The 21,819-nt window shown below is 47.4% G+C and carries 15 protein-coding genes; 11 read left to right on the top strand and 4 right to left on the bottom strand.

Annotated features, from left to right (window positions below; translation table 11 throughout):
* Nucleotides 1–137: 137 nt before the first annotated feature.
* Complete coding sequence (locus ACK8OT_RS04255) at nt 138–1,856, bottom strand: methyl-accepting chemotaxis protein (RefSeq protein ID WP_410195267.1); 1,719 nt, start codon at nt 1,854–1,856, stop codon at nt 138–140.
* A 259-nt stretch (nt 1,857–2,115) separates the two neighbouring features.
* Here ACK8OT_RS04255 and ACK8OT_RS04250 point away from each other — a divergent pair, with 259 nt between their 5' ends.
* Nucleotides 2,116–6,795, top strand: coding sequence for an alpha-2-macroglobulin family protein (locus ACK8OT_RS04250; RefSeq protein ID WP_410195266.1), 4,680 nt, complete (start codon nt 2,116–2,118; stop codon nt 6,793–6,795).
* A gap of 4 nt (nt 6,796–6,799) precedes the next feature.
* The gene (pbpC, locus tag ACK8OT_RS04245; RefSeq protein ID WP_410195265.1) at nt 6,800–9,001 is read left to right on the top strand and encodes a penicillin-binding protein 1C; all 2,202 of its coding nucleotides are present in this window, start codon (nt 6,800–6,802) and stop codon (nt 8,999–9,001) included.
* Between the two features lie 150 nt (nt 9,002–9,151).
* Here the strand turns inward: pbpC and ACK8OT_RS04240 are convergent, their stop codons facing one another.
* Both ACK8OT_RS04240 and ACK8OT_RS04235 read right to left on the bottom strand, forming a co-directional pair.
* A complete protein-coding gene (locus ACK8OT_RS04240) occupies nt 9,152–9,868 on the bottom strand; it encodes a hypothetical protein (RefSeq protein WP_410195264.1) in 717 nt (238 codons plus the stop codon).
* Nucleotides 9,837–11,111: a CinA family nicotinamide mononucleotide deamidase-related protein gene (locus ACK8OT_RS04235; protein WP_410195263.1), complete on the bottom strand. Its 1,275-nt coding sequence runs from the start codon at nt 11,109–11,111 to the stop codon at nt 9,837–9,839. The genes ACK8OT_RS04240 and ACK8OT_RS04235 overlap by 32 nt, the downstream gene beginning before the upstream one ends.
* Before the next feature lie 136 nt (nt 11,112–11,247).
* Between ACK8OT_RS04235 and mepA the strand changes: the two genes are divergently transcribed.
* Entirely contained in the window at nt 11,248–12,138 is an 891-nt protein-coding gene (gene mepA, locus ACK8OT_RS04230) for a penicillin-insensitive murein endopeptidase (protein WP_410195262.1), read from the top strand.
* A 318-nt stretch (nt 12,139–12,456) separates the two neighbouring features.
* Here mepA and cra read toward each other — a convergent pair whose 3' ends face one another.
* Nucleotides 12,457–13,440 (bottom strand): catabolite repressor/activator, encoded by a 984-nt coding sequence (gene cra / locus ACK8OT_RS04225; RefSeq protein WP_410195261.1) that lies wholly within the window; start codon nt 13,438–13,440, stop codon nt 12,457–12,459.
* A 165-nt stretch (nt 13,441–13,605) separates the two neighbouring features.
* On the opposite strand from cra, the gene fruB reads away from it, so the two are divergent.
* From fruB to ACK8OT_RS04185, 8 genes are all read left to right on the top strand, one after another.
* On the top strand, nt 13,606–14,733 hold the full coding sequence (gene fruB, locus ACK8OT_RS04220) for a fused PTS fructose transporter subunit IIA/HPr protein (RefSeq protein WP_410195260.1): 1,128 nt from the start codon (nt 13,606–13,608) through the stop codon (nt 14,731–14,733).
* Nucleotides 14,733–15,695: a 1-phosphofructokinase gene (gene pfkB, locus ACK8OT_RS04215; RefSeq protein ID WP_410195259.1), complete on the top strand. Its 963-nt coding sequence runs from the start codon at nt 14,733–14,735 to the stop codon at nt 15,693–15,695. Before fruB ends, pfkB begins: the two co-directional genes overlap by 1 nt.
* Before the next feature lie 4 nt (nt 15,696–15,699).
* Nucleotides 15,700–17,433 (top strand): PTS fructose transporter subunit IIBC, encoded by a 1,734-nt coding sequence (gene fruA, locus ACK8OT_RS04210; protein ID WP_410195258.1) that lies wholly within the window; start codon nt 15,700–15,702, stop codon nt 17,431–17,433.
* Between the two features lie 202 nt (nt 17,434–17,635).
* Nucleotides 17,636–18,502: a DUF4129 domain-containing protein gene (locus ACK8OT_RS04205; protein WP_410195257.1), complete on the top strand. Its 867-nt coding sequence runs from the start codon at nt 17,636–17,638 to the stop codon at nt 18,500–18,502.
* A complete protein-coding gene (locus ACK8OT_RS04200) occupies nt 18,502–19,065 on the top strand; it encodes a hypothetical protein (protein WP_410195256.1) in 564 nt (187 codons plus the stop codon). Before ACK8OT_RS04205 ends, ACK8OT_RS04200 begins: the two co-directional genes overlap by 1 nt.
* Nucleotides 19,066–19,075: 10 nt before the next feature.
* Entirely contained in the window at nt 19,076–20,056 is a 981-nt protein-coding gene (locus ACK8OT_RS04195; RefSeq protein ID WP_410195255.1) for an AAA family ATPase, read from the top strand.
* Nucleotides 20,043–21,311 carry a DUF58 domain-containing protein gene (locus tag ACK8OT_RS04190; RefSeq protein WP_410195254.1) on the top strand — a complete coding sequence of 423 codons (1,269 nt, stop codon included), beginning with the start codon at nt 20,043–20,045 and terminating at the stop codon, nt 21,309–21,311. The genes ACK8OT_RS04195 and ACK8OT_RS04190 overlap by 14 nt, the downstream gene beginning before the upstream one ends.
* Complete coding sequence (locus ACK8OT_RS04185) at nt 21,308–21,775, top strand: hypothetical protein (RefSeq protein ID WP_410195253.1); 468 nt, start codon at nt 21,308–21,310, stop codon at nt 21,773–21,775. The genes ACK8OT_RS04190 and ACK8OT_RS04185 overlap by 4 nt, the downstream gene beginning before the upstream one ends.
* Nucleotides 21,776–21,819 lie beyond the last annotated feature (44 nt).

The raw sequence follows: 21,819 nt of genomic DNA, 5'->3' as shown, positions 1-21,819 counted from the left end.
CTACGGGGGTGAGTAGGCGCGATTTTTAAATCGCGATGAGTCTGGATTAATACTGTGTTTTGGCTTTGTCGCGTATCTTTATTCGCGGCTTAAAAGCCGCTCCTACGCGTTTGTGTAGGAGCGAACTCAGGGGGAAATTACACTTGATATCGGTTGATTTCTTGTTGTAATTGCTCTGCCAATTCGGCTAGTTGTAGGCTTGCTGCACTGCCTTGCTCGGCGCCGGTGGCGGTTTGATTAGAAATATCGCTGATGGTGGTGATATTGCGATTGATTTCTTCGGTTACTGAACTTTGCTCTTCCGCTGCGGTGGCGATTTGTGCATTCATGGCGCTGATTTGATCTACGCTATGACTGATTTCGGCGAGGGCATCACCGGCTTTTTTCGCTTCGGTTGCTGTTGCAGCAGCATGCTCGGCGCCGGTAACTAAGCGCTGACTAGAATCTCGACTGCCTTGTTGCAAGCGTGAAATTGTGTCTTGAATTTCTTTAGTGGAGCTTTGCGTGCGACTGGCTAGGGTGCGTACTTCGTCAGCTACCACGGCAAAACCTCGGCCTTGTTCACCGGCGCGGGCGGCTTCTATGGCGGCATTAAGCGCTAATAAATTGGTTTGCTCAGAAATACCTTGGATCACATCGACTACACTGCCAATTTCTTCGGCGTGTTTGGCTAGGGTTTGCATTGCATCTACGGATTGTTGCATCTCTTTACTTAAGCTCTCAATCATTGCAATGCTGGTGTTCACTATGCCTAGGCCATTATCGGCCGATTGATCTGCTTGTTCTGACGCTGAGGCTGCCGATTGGGCACTTTGTGCAACATCATGAACCGTGGCGGTAAATTGATGGATAGCGGTGGCAATGAGTTGGGTTTGCATTTGCTGTTCAATGACATTTTGCTTGGTTTGTAGTGACACGGCTGAATTTTCTTCGGCTGATTGCGCCAGTAGGTTGGTTGACTGATTGATAGTTTTAACCAAGTGATGAAAGCTATCGACTATCTTGTTTACATCTTTGCCTATGTGCGCAAATTCATCCTCGCCGGTGAGTGATAAACGTTGAGTGAGGTCGCCACTGGCGATATTGCCAACGGTTTTCTCCAGCTCAGATGAAGCGAGTTGGATCCGTTTGATGGTGAGATAGGAAATAGCCAAAATGCTGATGGCACTGATACTGACTGCCAGCAAGACGATTTTAACAAATTTATCACTGTTACTTTGTGCCAGTTCATAATTACCGCGAGCTTCGTCTATTTGTAGCTGTAAGAAATTTTGCGCAAATTCGTTAACGTGCTTGAATTTGGGATTAATCTGATTGAGCAACAGCAAGTTAGCTTGATCAAAGTCTTGCTGCCTGATGGCTGCAATTGCAGGCTTAAAGCCTTGCTCGGTTACCTGATCTAATTCTCTTGCCAGTTGATTAATCTGGTCTAGCTCTTGCGAATTTAGCTCGGAGCTTAATATTTCATTGTCTATGATGCTATGGAGCTGTTGTAAATCTTTATTGATTTCGTTGATATGAGCATCGATTGGGTGTGCATGTAAGGAGGCATATTGTGAGTCAGGCGCATGCTGAAATGACAGCAATAATTGGCTTCGGGCATCCCCTAAAAGATATAAGATTTTTCCGGAGCGGATGGTGTGTTGCATGCCTTGAGTATAAAGCTCATTAAACCCTGTTGTCGCGAGTTGCAAGCCAGTGATCCCTTGGTAAGCGATAAATCCTAACGCCACTAAGGTAATCACCACGCTGGCTTTGAGCTTAAAGCTAATAGTACGGATGGCAGTTAAGAAGCCGGAAGGGCTTGCTGAGGTGGATCGCTCAGACTTAATTGGACTATCACTAACAATGATCATGGGTAAATCTCCAAGCAGGTTTATTGCTTAATTTTAGGCGTTACTGTTAAGCTGCGTTGTTGCGATGAGATATAGTTGATTTCACTTTGATTCAGATCAAGTTGAGAGCCTTGCAGTGATAATCAAAGGGATTGAAGCTTAGGTGGTTTGTGAACTTATTTTATATGAACTAACCCCTTTACTCTTATCTTGCGTTTTACAACTTTATCTCTGTTGTTACTGTACTGGTTGAACACGGCTGATATTACAAGGTGAAATTATGACCGCGCCCCTTAAGGTATTACTTCTTTGCTTGCTAACCTTTATTAGTTTGATGGTGCAAGCCGCTAAGCTGGATTATGTCGGTAGCTATACTCATTTGGGTAAACCGGCCATTATTGTGGAGTTTGATCCTAATGATGCGGTGAAACCCGAACAACTTGCCTTATATCTGCTCGGTGAAGACACGCCTCTTGCCATAACTTGGTTTTATAACAGTTTGTCGACGGCGCTGATCACCACAGATGTTGAGGCTGGCCAGCGTTATGTGGTTAAAAGCCATGATGAAAAGCAATCATTTAGCCAGCAAGTGGATATCGCAGAAATACAGCCCAGCGTTAAATTATTAGGCAATGGTCCCTTCGTGCTTGCCTCGGGCAGCCGAACGTTACCCGTGTCGACGGTGAACTTAGATAAGGTAGCCGTGGAGATCTTAGCGGTGAAGCAACCCGCAGAACTACTGAAACAGTTTTATTACCCCGAGCAAGTTTCTACTTGGCAGATGGATCAGCTGGCTAAGTATTTAGAGCCCGTGACAGGCTTACAATTTGATTTGGCTAAAGGGCAGGTCAATCAAACTCAACAAGCTAATTTGCGCATTCCCGATGAAATTAAACCCGGCTGGTATGTATTGGCCATTCGCGGTGTGGGTCAATTCTCTAGTGAACACGTCACCTTGGCGCAATTATTACTCACCGACATTGGACTACAAGCTAAGGTGTTCCCAAATCAGTTAAGTATTGAGGCGGTTGATTTAACCAGCCAAAAAGCCCTTAGCCAAGGTGAAGTTAGTTTGTTGCGCAAGGGTGGCAAACGCTTAAAACTGGGTGCACTAACGTCGGGCTCTGGTCAATTTGACGTTGCGGTTCAAGGCGGCGATGTGTTGCTGGTGGAATCCAGTGCAGGCATAGGTTATTTGCCGCTGCGTGAGGTGCCTCTTGATCTGTCTGATTTCAATGTGACTGGACGCGATTATCAAAGTGTCGAGGTGTTTACCTACTCCAACCGTGATTTATTCAAACCGGGAGAGACCGTGCCGCTGAACATGGTGCTGCGTGACGCAGATGGTGAAGCCCTTAATCAACAACAGTTGTTTTTGGAATTGGTGAAACCCGATGGCAAGGTGATCACCAGTGCTTTAGCGACTGAGCAAGCCATTGGCTTTTTTAGTCATGAATTTATGATCCCCGCCAGTGCGCCGTTGGGTCGCTGGTCGGTGTTGGTTAAATCCAATAAGGCAGCCAAGCATGCCCTTGCTACATTTTCTTTTTTAGTGAGTGAATTTGTGCCAGAGCGGATGGATCTGAATGTGGATTTAGGCCAAGGCAGTGTGGCAACGCCACTTTTTATTGCTCAGCAAAACATTAAGGTAAAAACCGAGGGCCACTATCTATTTGGTGCACCTGCATCGGGCAATGAGTTGAAATTAGATGTGCGCTATCAGAGCGTGAATAAGCTAGCGGGACCGTACCAAGATTATTATGTCGGCGAGGCGTTTCGCGTCGACCCTTATGCTGATGTGCCTGAGCTGCCTAAGGTTAACTTAGATGAAACAGGCCAAGCGCAATTTGATCTGCCGGTCATGCCCGTTGCTAAGTTGCAATCCCCAGTGCAAGCCTTAATCAACTTTGAACTGCTTGAAACGGGCGGTGCCTCCATTTCACGCAAACAACAAGCGTTATTATGGCAAGACAAACCTTTGCCCGGCGTGCGGGTTAACTCGGCTGCTGTGACTTCATACAGCGCGGTGGATTTCACCTTGGCCAATATCAGCGCCGATGGGCAAACCTTGTTAGCCGGCGAACTAACCTACAAATTAGAGCGTAACCGCGGCGGTTATTATTGGACCTACAGCGAAAGTTATGGCTGGGATCTGCTGCGTGATAGCGAGTGGCGTCCTGTGACCATGGATAAACTGAGTTTAGCCCAAGGTGAGCCAGCCCAAATCAGCTTAAATGTAGAGTGGGGTGACTATCGTTTACGTGTGGTGAATGCTGAAGGTGTAACCACCTTATATCCATTTTATGCTGGTTGGCGTGAAGGCGGCGAGCAGCTGCCTGCCAAACCTGATCATCTTACCCTCACTTTAGATAAGTCGGCTTACCAAAATGGTGACGACATTAGCGTGGATGTGAGCAGTGAAGTAGACGGCGAATTGGTGCTGGCCCTTGAGGCGGGTAAGGTGATCCATCAGCAAAAGCTGACTATCAAAGACGGTAAAGCTAAGGCGCTGGTGAGTATCCCTGCTAACCTGAAACGTCATGATCTGTATTTAACGGCAACCCAAGTGGTCACCGAGCAGGCTATGCCAAGAAGGCTGTTTAGTATCGTGCCGATAAAGCTCGACCGCACCAAGCGCCTTGCCAAGGTAACTATCAACGCACCCGAACAATTACAACCCTTAACTGAAGCTGTGTTTACCGTGTCGGCGCCTGAGCTGGCCGGACAGCAAGCTTGGTTTACCTTGTCGCTGATGGATTTAGGTATCACGCAACTATCGCGTTATCAAGTGCCACAAATTCATGATTGGTTTTTTGCACAGCGCCGTTACGGCGCGGATGTGATTGATCTCTATTCACGCCAATATCTGCAGCGCCCCGACTCGTTTGCGGTGCACCGTTATGGTGGTGATATGGCCGCTAATGCCCATTTAGGGGATTTAGTTGAAGCGAAAACCATCACCATTATGAGTGATTTGGTGGCCTTGGATGAGCAGGGTAATGGCCAAATCACGGTGTCATTACCCGATTACAATGGCGCGGCGCAAGTGGTGGCAACGGTATTTGGCAAGCGCACTTTTGGCCAAGCCGAACAAGAAGTGAAAATTAAAGCGCCGGTGATAGCCGAGCTGACGGTGCCACACTTTATTGCGCCGAATGATGAAACCCAAGTGCTGATGGAAGTGTTTAACCAATCGGGTGAAACCCTCACCATTAACGCTGAGCTTAGCGCCAGTGAAGGCGTGGTGTTAAGCGGCGAAACCCAGTTAAGTGTGCAACTTAATGATGGCGAGCGTCGTCATTTGCCGGTTCAGGTCAAGGCTCTGCAAGGCCAAAACGCGGCGCAATTTAGCTTAAACTTGGCCAGTGAAGTTTACAATCAAAGCCGCAGTTGGCATGTGCCTGTGCGCGCCCCTGAGCCCATTTTGATCCACCAATTAGGCAAAACCTTACAGCCCGGTGAATCTTTATGGTTAAGTGAGCAAGTGGCTTGGCCGGGCATGATCCCCTTAACGGGGCAAGCGGGCTGGCTCAGCTTTGGCCATTCACCGACCTTGAACCTAGGCCAGTATGCGCAAAATCTATTCGCCTATCCATATGGCTGCGCCGAGCAAACCACCAGCCGCGCCATGCCTTGGACTTTTGACGATGCCAGCTTAACGCCTTTTAAAGCGCCGTTATTAGAAAAAGCCTCCCAGCAGCAAATACTGGCGCAAGCCGTGCACCGTTTGTCGGGCATGCAAAAAGCCGATGGCAGTTTTGCCATGTGGAACAAGCACGGCGACACGCAAGCTTGGCTAAGTGCCTATGTGACGGATTTTCTGATCCAAGCGCAGATTGCGGATGCCGCGGTGGTGCCTGAAGAAATGCTGGCCAATAGCGAGTCTTACTTGCGTAATTTGTTAAATAGCCAAGGCCCTGCGGCATTTTACAGTGCATGGTTATTGGCGCGTAAGGGCCAGATTGCGGTATCGGATCTGTGGCGATTAGAGCAGCAAAAGATAAATACGCCACTGGATGCAGGCCACTTGGGGGCGGCATTTTTACTTGCTGGTGATGAGGCAAAAGGCCAGCAATATTTACTGCAAGCCAATACCTTAAGCCGCGCCGAATTAGAGTGGAGCCAATTTGATTATGGCTCACAGATCCGCGACCGCGCACAAGTGGTGGCCATTTTAGGTCAATTATCGAGTCGCATTACCTTAGCACCCGTGTTGGTGACATTACGTAATCAGTTGGCCGAAAAAGTGGTGGAGCAAGCTCAAGCATCGCGCTATCTCAGCACGCAGGAAAAAATTGCCTTAATCAGTGCCGGGATTAGTTTGAGACAGGGTAATAACACTCCGGTATCCTTGCAGCTAGACGGTCTGACCGTGACTGGCGAAGGGCAAGGTGGCAGCCCAATTTGGCCAGAGCTAGTGATTGAAAATAAGGGTAATGAGCCGATTTATCTGATGGCATCAGCGCGCGGTAGCGCCGACCCAAGTCAGCCATTAACCTCAACCATCAAGGTGAGGCAGTTTAAACGAGATATCTTTACCAGTAATGGCAAGCCGTTAGCTTTAGATGAGCAAGGTCAAGCTAAGGTTAAGGTGGGTGATAAGCTGATTGTAGTGCTGCGCATTAACTTGGACGAGTACTTGCCAAGTGGTTTATTGGTTGAACATATTCCTACCGGTTTGGTGTTGGAAGACCCGCAGTTTACCAACAGTGGCGCGCTGATCAGCTCGATATTAGACGAGCATGACAATAGCAAGGCCGATACTCTTGAGTATCGTCAAGACCGTTTTGTGGCGGCGCTGCCACAATTAGATGGGCACCAAACCTTAACCTTGGCTTATGTACTGCGTGTACAAAGTAAAGGCCAAGGGCGGATGCCGGCGAGTTTTGTGGAAGACATGTACCAACCAACGCGCTTTATCTATCAAGCCAGTGACGTTAAATCCTTGGTCATAGAGTAGGGCGTTGAAAAGATATGTAACAAGGTGGTTTGGCAGAAGTAAGCTGGCTTGGTTTAGCCTAGCTAGCGCGCTTGTCTGCGCCGCCTTGCTGTCATTGTTTGGTTTGCTTAATTGGCTTATGCCCTTTGATTTTTCGGTGAAGGGCGAGGTGTCGACTACTGTGTACACCGAGCAGGGACAAATTTTGCGTCAGTTTTCAAACCAAGCTGGCGTGGTGCGCATTGCCACTCAAGTTGATCAAGTCAGCCCGTTTTATATTGAAGCCTTGTTGGCTTATGAAGACAGGCATTTCTATCATCACTTTGGCGTCAATCCTTTGTCCTTAGGGCGGGCGTTATTCCAGCATGGTTACTATGGCCGCGTGATTTCTGGTGGCTCAACCATCACCATGCAGGTAGCGCGCATGTTTTATCCACACCAGCGCACTTATCTCGGTAAAATCAGCCAAGTGTTTCGTGCGCTTCAGCTTGAATGGATGCTAGATAAAGAGCAAATTTTAAGCTTGTATCTGACTCATACCCCGATGGGCGGTAACATTGAAGGGGTCCAGGCGGCGAGCTTGCGTTATTTTGGCAAAATGGCAGCGGATCTCACCCGCAATGAAGCGGCCTTGCTGGTAGTGATCCCCCAGCGTCCCAGTTTATATCGCCCCGACCGCCACCCTGAATTGGCCCTACAAGCGCGCAATAAGGTACTGGATAGGCTGTTTAATTTTGGTGTTATAGACAGTTATCAGCATCAGGTGATGATCAATGAAGGGCTACACGCTAAAAGACGACAACTGCCGCAGTTAACACCGCTTCTGGCGCGAGAATTACATCAGCAGCAGGCGCAAAAGGGCAATATTACCACCACCATTGATCAAACCTTGCAAGCCGATCTAGATGCCATTGTAACCCAGCGGTTAAGTCGCTTATCGCCTATGTTGTCCCTAGGCGTGTTGGTGATGGAAAATGCCACAGGGCATGTGCTGGCGTATAAAGGCTCGGCGGATTTTAACGATGCACAGCGCGCCGGGCATGTGGACATGACCAAGGCGGTGCGCTCACCCGGCTCGACATTAAAGCCATTTATATACGCGATGGCGCTCGATTTAGGCTTAGTGCATTCTGCTAGCTTGTTAACGGATACGCCGCGTGCTTTTGGAGATTATCGTCCTGCCAACTTTAGCCAAGGTTTTGTCGGGGCGATGCGACTGGATCGGGCTTTGCAAACCTCGAAAAACGTGCCTGCCGTGCAGGTAATGGCAGCTATTACGCCGATCTATTTTGCCGATAAACTCAAGCAACAAGGCATTTCATTAAGAGTCGCTGAGCCCAGCCTTGCCGTTGCGTTAGGGGGCAATGGCTCGACACTGCGCGAGCTGGTTACCTTATATTCGGCCTTAGCGCGAGCGGGGCATGTGATTGCCCCCGTGTTTACGCCCGATGCCGACATTCAGTTAGATAAACAAGGTGGTAAGACTAACAAGAGTCCGCCGTTAATGTCGGCTGCTGCTGCGTGGATCATTGCCGATACGCTTGCCAAGATAGCACCGCCCGATCGCGCTAAACCCGCCTTTGGCCGCAAAATCAGTTGGAAAACAGGCACTAGTTATGGATATCGCGATGCGTGGGCGATTGGTGTAAGCCCAGATTACACCATAGGTGTTTGGATTGGCCGCCCCGATGGCGCGCCCTTTGTCGGGCAAACGGGGGCGAATCAGGCTGGCCCAATTTTGTTTGATGTCTTTGATTTAATGCCAGCGGATAAGGCGCGTTTAACGAGACCGACTGAGGTGATCGCGAAACAGGTTTGTTGGCCATCAGGCTTAAGTCATACCTTAGTCGCCGATGAGCATTGTTTAAAACGCCAGCGCGGCTGGACCATCAATGGCTTAACCCCCTTGACCTTAGCCGAGCCAAATCGAGCGCGCGGTTTACATCAATGGCCGCTGAGTGTGGTGAGCTTGATGTCGCAAAAGGTGCCGGACAATTCCACACACAAACGGGTAAAGATTAGTTTTCCTACAAATAATCTGACTATTTTTAGTTACCCCAAGCAAAAACTTAATTTATTTAGCAATCAGCCTAACGCCAATTGGTATGTGAATGATCAGTTTATTGCTGGCCAGCAATTGGAATTAGCCCCCCTAAAATCAGGTCAACATCGCCTCACCGCCTGCGTTGAACTCGAATGTGACGCGGTGACTATCACTGTTCATTAGTATCGGATTTTGGTTTTTGTGTGCTTGTGGGACCTGAGCATGCTCAGGGAATAAGAAGGAAAAATTGTTGAAGCGGAATTTATTCCGCGAAATAGCGTGTGGATATTTGATTGTTCGCGGTTTAAAAACCTCTTTGAGAAGCGACTCTCATCAAGAGATCCAAAGGACTTGAAACCAAGCCATTCTCCATTTTTGGCCTTCCAAGTTGAATAATGCAAAAAACTCACCTTCGCCACTCATGGGGGCGCAATAATATGAATACTTAACTAATGCTGTCTCACCACTTTGAGAAAAGGCGACACGGGATACGGAATAAAATGGGCGATAAAGAGCGCTTTTTGAAGAGGTTTCATTGGCATTAGTAACAACCGTCTCAAAACATAGCTCATCACGAATAGCCGTGTTCCATTGCAAGTTCTTGCCCAGTTTTATTTTTGCACCTAAATACTTATTAGGTAGAAAAGTCCCATTAGTAACGATGGGTTGCCAATCAATGTTTGTAGGGTGTTGATTTTGAAGATAGAGCTCTTTAACTAATTGATGAGTTAAATAGGGGCTATCTTCGACCCAGTTTTGCCAATAAGCTGCACTGTATGGGTTATCTATAAACCATTGATGCTCCGTTTCATTCACCAAATAGTAGGGCGTTACCGCGTCTTTTATCTCTTCTAAGAATAACGACTCCCATACGGTTTTTTCAGCATAATGATAATTTTGTTGTTCTGAACCACAGCTCGTTATTAGCAGGGCGCAAAGCAAGAATACAAGTATCATGAATACCTTAAATGATAACGGTTGGGGGCTATTGTATGTAGCTACCATGGTAATCCCTCCATCACTTATCCAGCCATGGCCTTGCAAAATCATATTGCCCAATCACATTTAGGCCGGTTAAATGCCGGCGCAGCATATCGAGGGCGATGGTAGCTGCAATCTTGCGGGTGATGGTGCGACTTTTCGCTGGCAGTACCAATATCTGGCTAATGGTTTCGCTGGGTGTTGCCAATGCAAAGGCGACGGTGCCAACGGGTTTATCTGGCGTACCTCCCGTTGGGCCGGCAATGCCGGTCACCGAAAGGGCGTAGTCGGTGTGACCACTTTGTTTGGCTCCTTGTGCCATTTTTCGCGCGGTTGCTTCACTGACCGCGCCAAACTGGGCTAAGGTGGCTTCGCTCACCCCAACCAAATCTTGTTTAGCTTGATTAGAATAAGTCACCATGGCGCGATCTAAGTAGCCTGAGCTGCCAGATATGGCAACTAGGCTTGAAGCTATCATGCCGCCGGTGCAAGATTCTGCCAGTGCGAGAGTTTCGCCGCGTGACAGCATTAATTGCTGGATATGGCTGGCCAGGCAGTCGGCTTGATGGTTATTAAACAAGGCATAATCAGCCAAGGCGTGTTCTATTTGCTCGGCGGAATCAGCAATGGCTTGAGGGTTAGCACCAATTAGTTTCACTTCAATTTCAGGCGCGGCGGTGCGATAGCCAAGATGAATACCCTCTGAAATGGGGACATCTTTAATTAGTTGATGAATGCCTGACTCACCTAAACCAAAGGTAGTGATTTTGTGCTGGCTAAGCTGACTGACAAGATCAAATCGCTTGGCGATATCGGGCCAAATAAGCTCGCTGAACATGTGTTTAAATTCATGGGGCACGCCGGGGGTGAAATAAAATCGAGCACGGCCTAAAACAATACTAAAGCCACAGGCTGTGCCTCTGGGATTATCAATTACGTCTGCGCCTGCGGGTAATAGGGCTTGTTTACGATTAGCGGGAGCCATGGTGCGCCCTTGCTTGGCAAACTTTTGCGTCATTACTTCTAGCCAATCTTGATTAAGCTCAAGGGGCACAACAAGTGCTTTAGCGGCGGCTTCACTGGATAAATCATCACTGGTTGGGCCTAGGCCACCATTGACCAACACCACATCACTGCGCTGGGCGGCTTCTTGAAACACTGCTACAAGCGCGTCAAGTTGGTCGGCAACTGTGTGTAAACGCTGTGGTTGAACACCATGACTAAATAATTGCTGACAGAGCCAATTGGCATTGGTATCAACAATTTGCCCTGTGATTATTTCATCGCCAGTACTGATTATTTCGATTTTCATGGTATTCCTGTTCACCTTGCAAGCTTTTCTGACTGAGCAGATTGATGAATTTAAAGTTTAAGATCAAGTATTAATACAGTTATGTAGAATTGATTGCTAAAATTAAGCTGAATTCGCTTTTATTAGGTTAAGGACAATGATTAGAGTATTTGCTGCAATATTAACCTGTTCTATTTTCAGTGGCACTGCAATCGCTGCCAATCCGTGGGAAAAATTCGATAGTCCAAGTTCCGGGCCTGCCAGTTCAATTGGTAGCTATGCCAATGGCTGTTTAGTTGGTGGCGAGGCGCTTCCTCTTGAAGGAGACGGATATCAGGTGATCCGCACTTCGCGCGAACGTTACTATGCTCATCCCATGATGATCGATTATTTAGTAGAGCTAGCTAAAGAAAACAAACGCCTAGGGAATGGTGATTTGCTAATTGGTGATATGTCGATGCCAAGAGGAGGGCGTTTTACCTCTGGTCATTCGAGCCACCAAACGGGTTTAGATGCCGATATTTGGCTGCGCATCGGTGATAAACAATACAGTCGTAAGGCCCGTGAAAACTTGAGCCCGTATAACGTAGTGGATATGCAAAACTACAAGATCAAGGCGCAGAAATGGACCAACGAGCACGCTCAAATAGTGCAACTTGCCGCTTCGGATAAACGCGTATCGCGCATTTTTGTTCACCCTGTGATCAAAGAAACCTTATGTAAAGCGGATTGGCCCGAAGGTCGAGATTGGCTGCGCAAGGTTCGTCCTTGGTTTGGTCACAACTATCATATGCATGTCAGGCTCCATTGCCCGCGCGGTGATGAATCTTGTACCCCACAAGCGGCGCCACCTGCCGGAGATGGTTGTGGTAAAGAGCTTTACTCATGGTGGCCAAAGCCTAAGACCGAGCAGGAAAAGAAAAAAGAGCAAGAGCAGTTATTGCTAGCTAAAAGCACCACCACTAAGCCTGCGAAACCGGTTTATAAAGATCAACTGAAATTAAAACCGCTGCGTTGCCAAGATTTGGTGACAGGTAATTTAAACTAAAATACGAGGCGGATTGATTGCGAAACTGGCCAATTAATCCGCTCCGTACTACCCATTGCACTATTCACTAGACTTGCACTAAAGCACTAAGAATTACGCATTAAAAGTAGAACATCAAATACACCGCTACTGATGTTAGTACACCGATACTGATAAAGAATTGGGTTTGTAACTTGATCATGATGTCCTTCCTTTGACTCGGTTTTTCTTCATACTAGAAAAAAACACCCTGTTCATAAATTAATCTAGATCATGGTTTTGATTATATTTTAAACACATCGGCGTATTTGAAGCACGGATCACCTTTTCGCTGACTTCTTAACGTTTAATTAACCGCCGAGGTATCACGTCGATTCCCGCGTGATAGTGTCCTTGGCAAGCTGACAAGGCAAGGGCAAGCGCTTTTTCTACTACCAATTCAAGTTGCTGTGGCATGGACTGGATCTTAATGGGCAGAAAATCGAGTAATCGATGATCACCAAAGGTGGCTAATTTAACCCGCTTAAAGTTTTGTTTAGATTGAGATAAACAATCCAGCACGCCTTCGAATAGGGTGTAAGAAGTGACCACAATAGCATCTGGCAGAATGCCTTGTTTTAGCCAATCTTGAGTTAGTTGAAAGCCTTGCTCGGTACTAAAATGATCGCCATAGGCAATTTGCACTTTTGGCTGATAGTCTAGTTTGTGAATTGCACTTTCAAATCCCTGATGGCGCTCCTTGGAAACGATGAGTTTAGGCACCGCGCCGATCAAGCCTATCGAGGCGGGTTTAGTGTCGGCGACAGCAAGGGTAAGGCTAGCAGCGCCTTCGAGATCTTCACTGATAACACTGGCAAATCTTTCATCATCCATAGCACGGTCAAGGGCGATCACGGGCACGCCTTTATCAAGCACCGAAAAATAAAATGGGTGGCTACTGCTAAGGCAGCTGGCGACTAACAAGGCATCAATCCGTCGGCTTAATAAGCTATTTGCAACATTGATCTCGGATTCTTCGGTGTCGTCAGAGCAAGCAATAATCACCTGATAACCGACTTTACGGGCATCGCGCTCAAGTAGTTTGGCTAGTTTGGCATAGCTGGCGTTTTCTAGATCGGGAATGATCAAACCTAATGTTTTACTGCTGCCTGCGCGTAGGGTACTGGCGGTTAAATTGGGCGTGAAGTTATGCTGATTCACCACGGCCATTACTTTTTGCTGAGTTTTTTCACTAATCCGGTATTGTTTCGCCTTACCATTGATAACATAACTGGCTGTGGTTCTTGAAACGCCAGCCAGTTTTGCGATTTCTTCTAATTTCATGAAATGCTCAACTCTTATAAAAAAGTGTTGTAATCTTAGCTGAATCGATTCAGTATAGCAACTGAAACGATTCAGCAGTTGAGTTAAAACTTCTGAAATATATTTTTTAGCTAATAGCTGACACGATTCAGCTGGCGTAATTGGATCCAATAAGGCAGGTAAGTAATGCTAACGATAGGCCAATCAGACATTGTGATGGCACAAAGTGCCAACAACAAACAGCAAGCTATCCGCGCGATTGCTGCGGGGTTAGTCGAAAAAGGGTATGTCGGCACGGGTTATGATGAAGGTATGCTGGCTCGCGAGCAGCAAAACTCTACATTCCTTGGTGCAGGCATTGCCATTCCTCATGGCACCACTGAAACCCGCGATTTGGTAAACAGCACCGGTGTTTTGCTGCATCACTTTCCCGAGGGCGTGGATTGGGGTAACGGTAATACGGTGTATTTGGCGGTGGGCATTGCTGCTAAATCTGATGAGCACTTGACGATATTAAAACAACTTACCAAGACCTTAGGTGCTGATGGTATCGAGCAAGCCATTAAACAAGCCACCAGTGCTGAGGCATTAGCTGCTTTATTAACGCCGGATAACGCTAGCCAAACCCATATTCATTTTGACAGTACGTTAATCCAACAAGGCTGCGCTGCCAGTGATATGTTACAGCTAACGGCGATTGCTGCTGGACGAATCAATCTAGCTAATCACACAGACAAAACCTTTGTTGCCGATGTTATCAGTAAGGCGCCTACTTATCTTGGCCAAGGGATTTGGTTAGTGGCCAGTGATCAAGGCGTTCATGCGACTGCTTTAGCATTTGTTTCCCCAGCCGAGGCCTTTGATTGTGACCAGCAACCGGTACAAGGTTTATTATGTATCGCCAGCAATAAGAGCGACTTACAGCGTCAGTGTCTGGAAAACCTAATTACTTTAATCAATGACAAAACCTTGTCGCAATTGACCACTCAATCTCCTGAAGCCTTAGTAGCGCTCTTAACACAAGTGCCCACAAAAGGATTAACGGCTACCTTTACGGTGCATAACGCCCATGGTTTACATGCGCGCCCCGGTGCCATGTTAGTGAGTGTGGCCAAGAAATTTAACAGTGCCATTCAAATAGTGAATTTAGATGGCGATGGCACCAGTGCTAACGCTAAGAGCTTAATGAAATTAATGACCTTAGGTGTTAAACACGGCCATCGTTTGCAATTTAGTGCTGACGGTGACGATGCACAGCAAGCCCTTGATGCCATTGGCGAAGCCATCGCACAGGGGCTAGGGGAGTCTAAGTAATGACTAAACACGTGAAGGTAGTGACAGTGACAATGAATCCCGCGTTGGATTTAACCGGTCACTTAGACCAACTGACTCCCGGCGGGCTCAATATAGTCGACAGTGCGAGCCTGCATCCCGCTGGTAAAGGGGTGAATGTCGCTAAGGTATTGGTCGAGCTGGGGGCAGACGTCACCGTAACCGGTTTTTTGGGTGAGACAAATCAGGGCGAGTTTGTCGATTTGTTTACGCAAGCTGGGTTAACGGATGAGTTTATCCGAGTGCCGGGCGCAACCCGCATTAATGTTAAATTAGTAGAACAAAACCAATCGGTTAGCGATATTAATTTCCCCGGTGTTGAAATAACTAACGGTGCTTTTGAACAGTTAAGACAAAAGCTGCATGACCTGACTAAACAAACCGAGATCTTTGTGATTGCCGGCAGCTTGCCCCGCGGCGTAAGCAGTGCCCAGTGCCAGGCTCTGATTGTAGAGTTAAAGCAACGGGGCGCTAAGGTTTTCTTTGACAGTAGTAAGCAAGCGCTGGCTGCTGGGGTTAAGGCATTGCCGTATTTGATTAAGCCTAATGAGCTGGAGTTAAGTGAGCTTACGGCACGACCACTGCACTCCATAACCGATGTTCTTGACGCTGCAAATCAATTACATCAGCAAGGCTGCGAGCAGGTCGTGGTGTCTATGGGTGAGCATGGCTTGGTCTGGTTAGATAACCAAGGAGTCATGGCCGCCAAGCCACCCAAGGTGACTGTGGTTAGCACCGTGGGTGCTGGTGATACCTTAGTTGCCGCCTTGTGTTGGGGGGAATTACAACAGTGGCCAAAACAGCAAACGTTAGTTTTTGCCACCGCACTGGCCGCAATGGCTGTCAGTCAGGTTGGGGTTGGTTTTCATTCGCCAACACAATTCGATTCGTTAATGTCGCAAGTTCAAGTGGTTGAACCCAGTGACTTGGAATTTAAAGGATAATAATATGAATACCGTCATTATTACCGCATGCCCAAGCGGCGTTGCCACCAGTTTTATTGCCAAAGGCGTACTTGCACAAGCGGCCAAACAATTAGGTTGGCAGGCTGAGATTGAATGCCACAGTAACCTCACCTCAGACGAGAGCCTGACTGCACAACAAATTGAGCAAGCTGAGCTGGTGATCATTGCTGCAGACAAAACCGTGGATTTAACGCGCTTTGTTGGCAAGCAGGTTTACCAATCAGGCATTGCTGAGGCGTTAGTTGAGCCTACGTCGTATTTAGAGCAGGCTAAAGCGCAAGCTACGCGATTAGAGCAGTTACCTGAGACAACAGCCACGCAGACTCAGCTAAATGAATCGCCCGGCAAGGTGCAGCGGATTGTTGCAATTACAGCTTGCCCGACAGGCGTCGCGCATACCTTTATGGCAGCAGAAGCGTTACAAAACGAGGGTGAAAAATTAGGCCACGCGATTAAGGTGGAAACACGTGGCTCGGTGGGCGCTAAGAATCAGTTAACCGAAGCCGATATTGCCGAAGCCGATCTGGTGATCATTGCGGCTGATATTGAAGTGGATCTAGCGCGCTTTAATGGCAAAAAGCTATATAAAACCAGTACCGGTGCGGCGCTTAAAAAGACCGAGCAAGAAATTCGAAACGCCTTTAACGCCCATGTTTATAATCATCAAGGTGACAGTCAGGCCAGCCACGCAAGTGAGCAAGAGCAGCCTAGTTTGTATAAGCATTTAATGACAGGTGTTTCCCATATGTTGCCATTGGTGGTAGCAGGTGGCTTGCTGATTGCCTTGTCGTTTGTCTTTGGTATTAAGGCATTTGAGGAAGAAGGTAGCTTGGCCGCGGCCTTAATGGAAATTGGCGGGGGCTCTGCCTTTGCGTTAATGATCCCAGTTTTGGCCGGTTATATTGCCTATTCCATTGCCGATAGACCGGGCTTAGCGCCTGGCTTGATTGGCGGTATGTTGGCAAGTACCACGGGTGCTGGGTTTTTAGGCGGTATTGTTGCTGGTTTTCTTGCCGGTTACTGCGCCAAGTTCTTAGCTGACAAGGTACGTTTGCCCGATTCGATGGCGGCGTTAAAGCCTATATTAATCATTCCATTACTTGCGACGTTAGTCACTGGCTTGGTGATGATCTATGTCGTGGGTACACCTGTTGCGGCGTTAATGTCTGGCTTGACCGATTTTCTTAACAACATGGGCTCAACCAATGCGGTGTTGTTGGGTGTGTTATTAGGCGCCATGATGTGTTTTGACTTGGGTGGCCCGATTAACAAGGCGGCTTACACCTTTGGCGTGGGGTTATTAGCATCACAAACTTACTTGCCGATGGCTGCTATTATGGCTGCGGGTATGGTGCCTGCATTGGGTATGGGCTTAGCTACCTTAGTTGCTAAATCAAAATTTGCTGCGCCAGAGCAACAAGCGGGTAAAGCATCTTTTGTACTGGGTCTGTGCTTTATCTCAGAAGGGGCGATCCCATTTGCTGCTAAAGATCCTATGCGTGTTATCCCATGTTGTATCGCCGGAGGCGCATTGACAGGTGCTTTGTCTATGTTGTTTGGCGCACAATTAATGGCACCTCACGGTGGTTTATTTGTGCTTCTTATCCCAGGGGCTATTTCGCCAGTGTTGCTTTACCTAGTTGCGATTGCTGCGGGTACCGCGTTAACTGGGCTATCTTACGCATTCTTGAAACCAAGAGAGGTTGCTGCAGCCTAAGTTATCTGGGTTGTTTGGGCGCTTGGCTCAAACAACCCTTGTTCCCACCATTGCACTCCTTTGCTTAATTTTCCGCTTTACCTAGGTTAATATCCTTCATATCGCATTTTTAGTCAGAACTTAACTTGTTGTAACGAATAGGATTATGACGGCTCTGTTGGGAATGGGATTGACCTTTTTGTGCATAGGTAAAGGATTAGACATGTTAAATCGCGCGTCGTGCTTCTATTTAGCCACTATGCTGTTAGTGATGATTCTTTTTGTCAGCTTGGATAGCATCGCGTTGCAAATTCAAGTACCTGAATATTATAAAAACGCAACCAATATCCTGCTTGGCTCGCCGATGGGTATTCCCATCATTATGATGATGTTGTTGGCCATGGCTGGCATTATTTTTATGCTATTCAACGCCCAATATATGCGTCATATCGTGTTGATATATGTTGTCGGTATGGCGCTGTTTTATGGTTTTGTTCATCTAGGCACTGGGCTGGCTCAGCCCTCTAATGAGACGCCACAGGCCATGACAAGTCAGCACACTGAGCCTGGCATGCCTGTTAGGCAGATAGAAGAACAAGCTGTGCGTGGCTGGCTGGAGCAGAAACTCATTGGAGAGCCTGCGGAGCAAGATAAACGTTTAACCCTTAATACTGGTGTTATTATTGCGCTGGTGCTGTTGATTTTGTTACTGGTAGTGGTGACTTTTAGGCAGAAAGTTCACGTCAAAGAGCCTCACAGTGCAGTCGATAAGCCTGCGCCTTTGGCAAGTTTAGCCAAGCAACAAGCGGCACTGATGCAAGCTAGTTCGGCTTGTGGTAAGGCGCAAATAATTGATTGCTATATGCAAATGCTCAAGCTATTAGCGACGGAATATGATCTGGTGCGTCATCAGGCACAAACGGCTCAGGAGTTTTATCAGCAGCTCAAAGATGCCAAGTTACCGGCTCAGCCTTTGTATCAACTCACCTTGTTATTTGAACAAGCCTGCTATAGCCAACTTGAGTTGCAATCCGAACAAGTGGTAATGGCCATCACCCATTTAGATGAAATTTCACGGGCGCAATCCTAATGAAACATGCCTTTAATAACGCCAGATTATTCGTCATTTCAGCTTTAGTCTTTGCTATTGGTGTTACCTTGATTGCCAGTATTAAGCCTCTGTGGTTGGTCGAAGTGCTTACTTGGATGTTGACCATCCCCAGTGTGTTTATCTGGGTTGGATTGATTTTATTGCTCTTTTTTATCGCGCTACAACGGATCAAACAAGCAGATTTAGCCGCCCCCGTGTTGCTGGTTAATCCACAAGTTGAGCAAAGCGAGAGTCCACATTTGTTGCAGCAGTTAAGTGATTTATTCACCCCTGGCAATGAAGCTAAGTTACATGCCCATGTGAAGGCCCTGTTTCTCAAGCAGTATTGTAGGCAGTATCAAATAAATAGTCGCGATGGCTTAAAGCAATTAAGCCAAGATAAAAAAATTAGTTGTGAGCTTAGGCGAGCCTTGTTGTTTCAGGTTAAGCCTAGTTGGCGGCAAACAGTAAGCTTTGGCCATTGGCCGCTATCAAACCGTGCATATTTGCCTTATGCATTAACGATTTTGGCGGCTCTAACGACTTTATCCGACTTACCCTAAGGAGTGTAATATGACGACAACTGAGCTGAGTGCAGCCCAGATCCCGGCTATTTGTGCCACCGTTTTAGCCGAAGTTGAGCAAGGGATCATTGGCAAACGTCTGGTGTTAGAGCAAGTGTTGGCCGCGCTATTGGCTCAAGGACATGTGTTATTGGAAGACAATCCCGGCGTGGCCAAAACCCAGATAGCAAAAAGCTTTGCTCGCGTGCTTGGACTTGAATTTAAGCGGATCCAATTCACTCCCGATTTACTGCCCGGGGACATCTTGGGCGGGTTTATCTTTGACCGCCAAGCCAATCAATTTCAGTTGAAGAAAGGGCCGATTTTTACTTCGGTATTATTGGCGGATGAGATCAATCGCGCCTCACCTAAGGCACAATCGGCGCTGCTTGAGGCGATGGAGGAAAAGCAAGTGACCTTAGACGGAGAAACCATGCATTTGCCGCAGCCATTTTTTGTCATGGCAACCCAAAACCCCATAGAATACGAGTCGACCTTTCCTTTGCCCGAAGCCCAGCTTGACCGATTTTTATTAAAACTGTCGGTAGGTTATCCCAATGAGCAGCAAGAGGTTGAAATTTTACAAGCAAGGCTAACGCGCTGCACCGCACAGCCGGAGTTAAAGGTAATAACCGACCAAGCTCAATTATTGGCGATGCAAAATGTGATTGAGCAGGTAACTGTTAGCGAAGCACTACAATCCTACATAGTGCAAATTGTGCGTGCGACCCGTGGCCATGCCAATGTCTTGGTAGGGGCAAGCCCACGCGCCAGTTTGGCATTGTTATCCATCAGCCGCGCTTGGGCCGCCATGCAAGGGCGAGATTATGTGTTACCCGATGACATAAAAGCCGTTGCGGTGCCGTGTTTGGCTCATAGATTAAGTTTGTCTCCTGAGCTATGGGGACAAGAGCAAGCGGGCGAAAAGATCATCAGTCAAATATTAAACAGCTTGGCAGTGCCGATGGGAACAGGCCATGGAGCAGCGTAAGTCACTGCAACTGGTTTTTGTTCTCTTACTGCTACTTGGCTTGTTGCTAAGTAATGCAACATTAGTGGCGATGAGCCTATTTCCTCTGAGTTATTTGTTGGTCGCAAGCATGACTCAGCCGTTAGCCAAACTGACCGTTCGGCGTGAGGTGACAAAACAGCAGGGGCACATAGCGCTTAATTATCACATTACCAGTGAGCAGGGGAATATTCAGCATGTTTACATTAAAGAGGCAATGCCGAGAAATATATTGGCGACGACGCCTTATGTTGAATACAGCGCCCCGCTAAAGCAAGGCAAGCCCTTGGTATTTAGTCGACAGCTGCCATTGAGTCGCGGTCAGTTTGAGTTTAATGAGATTGAAATAGCGGCGGCGGATTTTATTGGTCAAATCTATCACCGTGAGATTGTGTCCAAGCCCTGTACGCTGACGCAAGTGCCAGCTGCAAGCGTGATGGCAAATATCCCCTTAAGCTCTCGCAAAACCTTTGGTTTTAATGGGGTTGTGGCGGCTGGAAAGGCGGGCACGGGAGAAGCCTTCTTTGGCTTAAGCCAATATCAAGAGCACATGCCCAGTAAGGCCATTAATTGGCGCGCCAGTGCGAAACATGACAGCTTATTATTGGCCAATGAATATGAGCAAGACAGTAATATGAATGTCGGTTTGATTTTGGATGCCCGCAACATAGGCGCTCTCAATGTAGCTAAAGGAAACGACGTCTTAGCAAGTGGTTTAGATTTAACCTTAGCTTTAGGTTTAACCATGGCCAAAAGCCTATTGCGCAGTGGTCACCGCCTTGGCTTACTGACATTGGGCCAGCAACTTGATTATGTTTATCCGCATTTTGGTCGTAGGCAGTTGAGAAAGATTGAGCATGCCCTGACTAAGGTTGAGCCAGCGCAGGCCGATGGACTCAATTTATGGGCATTAGAGCATAAACCGGCGCTCTATTTTCCCAACAAAGCCAATTTGGTGTTGATCAGTCAACTACAGCAAAGTGATTTACATTTGTTACAAGGTTTGAAACGAGCAGGGTACGACTTGACCGTGATAGTGCCCGATCCCTCGGGTTTAATAGACGCAGAGAAAAAGCAGCAGGTGGTTGATTTATATCGCCTACATCGTGAACCCTTGTTGAAGCAATTTAGACAGCTTGGATTTTTGCTGATCCCATGGCCAATGGAGCAAGAGTTAAGTCAGTTTTACCACCAAAGTTTAGTGCCAGCGCTGCGCCTTAAAAGGAGAATGGGATGATCATGGCCGTGTTGTTTCAACTATTGTCTGTACTGGCGATAGTGGGGTTGTATTATCCTCACGGGTTAATGGCGCTGGTAATTTTGTTGTTGTTTCCCTTTTATCATATGGATAAAAATGTCTCGGCAGTGATTTTTTATCTCACCACTTTGGCTTTGGTCGTGATTGCTATCAAGGGTGACGATTTTTATGCTGTTATCAGCATGTTCGCGATGGCAATGGTGGGCTGGCAGCTGGAGCAGCAACGATTAAATCAAGATACTCAGGCCTCCATGGTGCGCAAAACCAAGCAGTTATGCTTACTTAGCTGCTCGGTGTTGGTGATTGTTGGTGGACTATATTCGCTGACGTTTTCCCTATCCATTGGCTTGGCCATTGCCTGTTTGCTTTGTGTGATAGTGAGTTTTATCTGCGCGATCAGTGTTAAGCGCGAAAAACAATCGATAAGTCATCAAGAACCTTGAAATAGATCAAACTAAGGGCAGCTGTTGCTGCTCTTTGCCGGGGA

The organism is Motilimonas thetidivivens (genome assembly GCF_046452435.1).
Classification (GTDB): Bacteria; Pseudomonadota; Gammaproteobacteria; order Enterobacterales; family CBDFNC01; genus Motilimonas.
Note: the sequence above shows the minus strand (reverse complement) of the source record. Positions and strands in the feature narration are given on the sequence as shown.

Bases quoted from the DNA above. Each gene is read 5' to 3' on its own strand.
- ACK8OT_RS04255 (WP_410195267.1), bottom strand. From the start codon at position 1,856: ATGATCATTGTTAGTGATAGTCCAATTAAGTCTGAGCGATCCACCTCA.
- ACK8OT_RS04250 (WP_410195266.1), top strand. From the start codon at position 2,116: ATGACCGCGCCCCTTAAGGTATTACTTCTTTGCTTGCTAACCTTTATT.
- ACK8OT_RS04240 (WP_410195264.1), bottom strand. From the start codon at position 9,868: ATGATTTTGCAAGGCCATGGCTGGATAAGTGATGGAGGGATTACCATG.
- ACK8OT_RS04235 (WP_410195263.1), bottom strand. From the start codon at position 11,111: ATGAAAATCGAAATAATCAGTACTGGCGATGAAATAATCACAGGGCAA.
- mepA (WP_410195262.1), top strand. From the start codon at position 11,248: ATGATTAGAGTATTTGCTGCAATATTAACCTGTTCTATTTTCAGTGGC.
- cra (WP_410195261.1), bottom strand. From the start codon at position 13,440: ATGAAATTAGAAGAAATCGCAAAACTGGCTGGCGTTTCAAGAACCACA.
- fruB (WP_410195260.1), top strand. From the start codon at position 13,606: ATGCTAACGATAGGCCAATCAGACATTGTGATGGCACAAAGTGCCAAC.
- pfkB (WP_410195259.1), top strand. From the start codon at position 14,733: ATGACTAAACACGTGAAGGTAGTGACAGTGACAATGAATCCCGCGTTG.
- fruA (WP_410195258.1), top strand. From the start codon at position 15,700: ATGAATACCGTCATTATTACCGCATGCCCAAGCGGCGTTGCCACCAGT.
- ACK8OT_RS04205 (WP_410195257.1), top strand. From the start codon at position 17,636: ATGTTAAATCGCGCGTCGTGCTTCTATTTAGCCACTATGCTGTTAGTG.
- ACK8OT_RS04200 (WP_410195256.1), top strand. From the start codon at position 18,502: ATGAAACATGCCTTTAATAACGCCAGATTATTCGTCATTTCAGCTTTA.
- ACK8OT_RS04195 (WP_410195255.1), top strand. From the start codon at position 19,076: ATGACGACAACTGAGCTGAGTGCAGCCCAGATCCCGGCTATTTGTGCC.
- ACK8OT_RS04190 (WP_410195254.1), top strand. From the start codon at position 20,043: ATGGAGCAGCGTAAGTCACTGCAACTGGTTTTTGTTCTCTTACTGCTA.
- ACK8OT_RS04185 (WP_410195253.1), top strand. From the start codon at position 21,308: ATGATCATGGCCGTGTTGTTTCAACTATTGTCTGTACTGGCGATAGTG.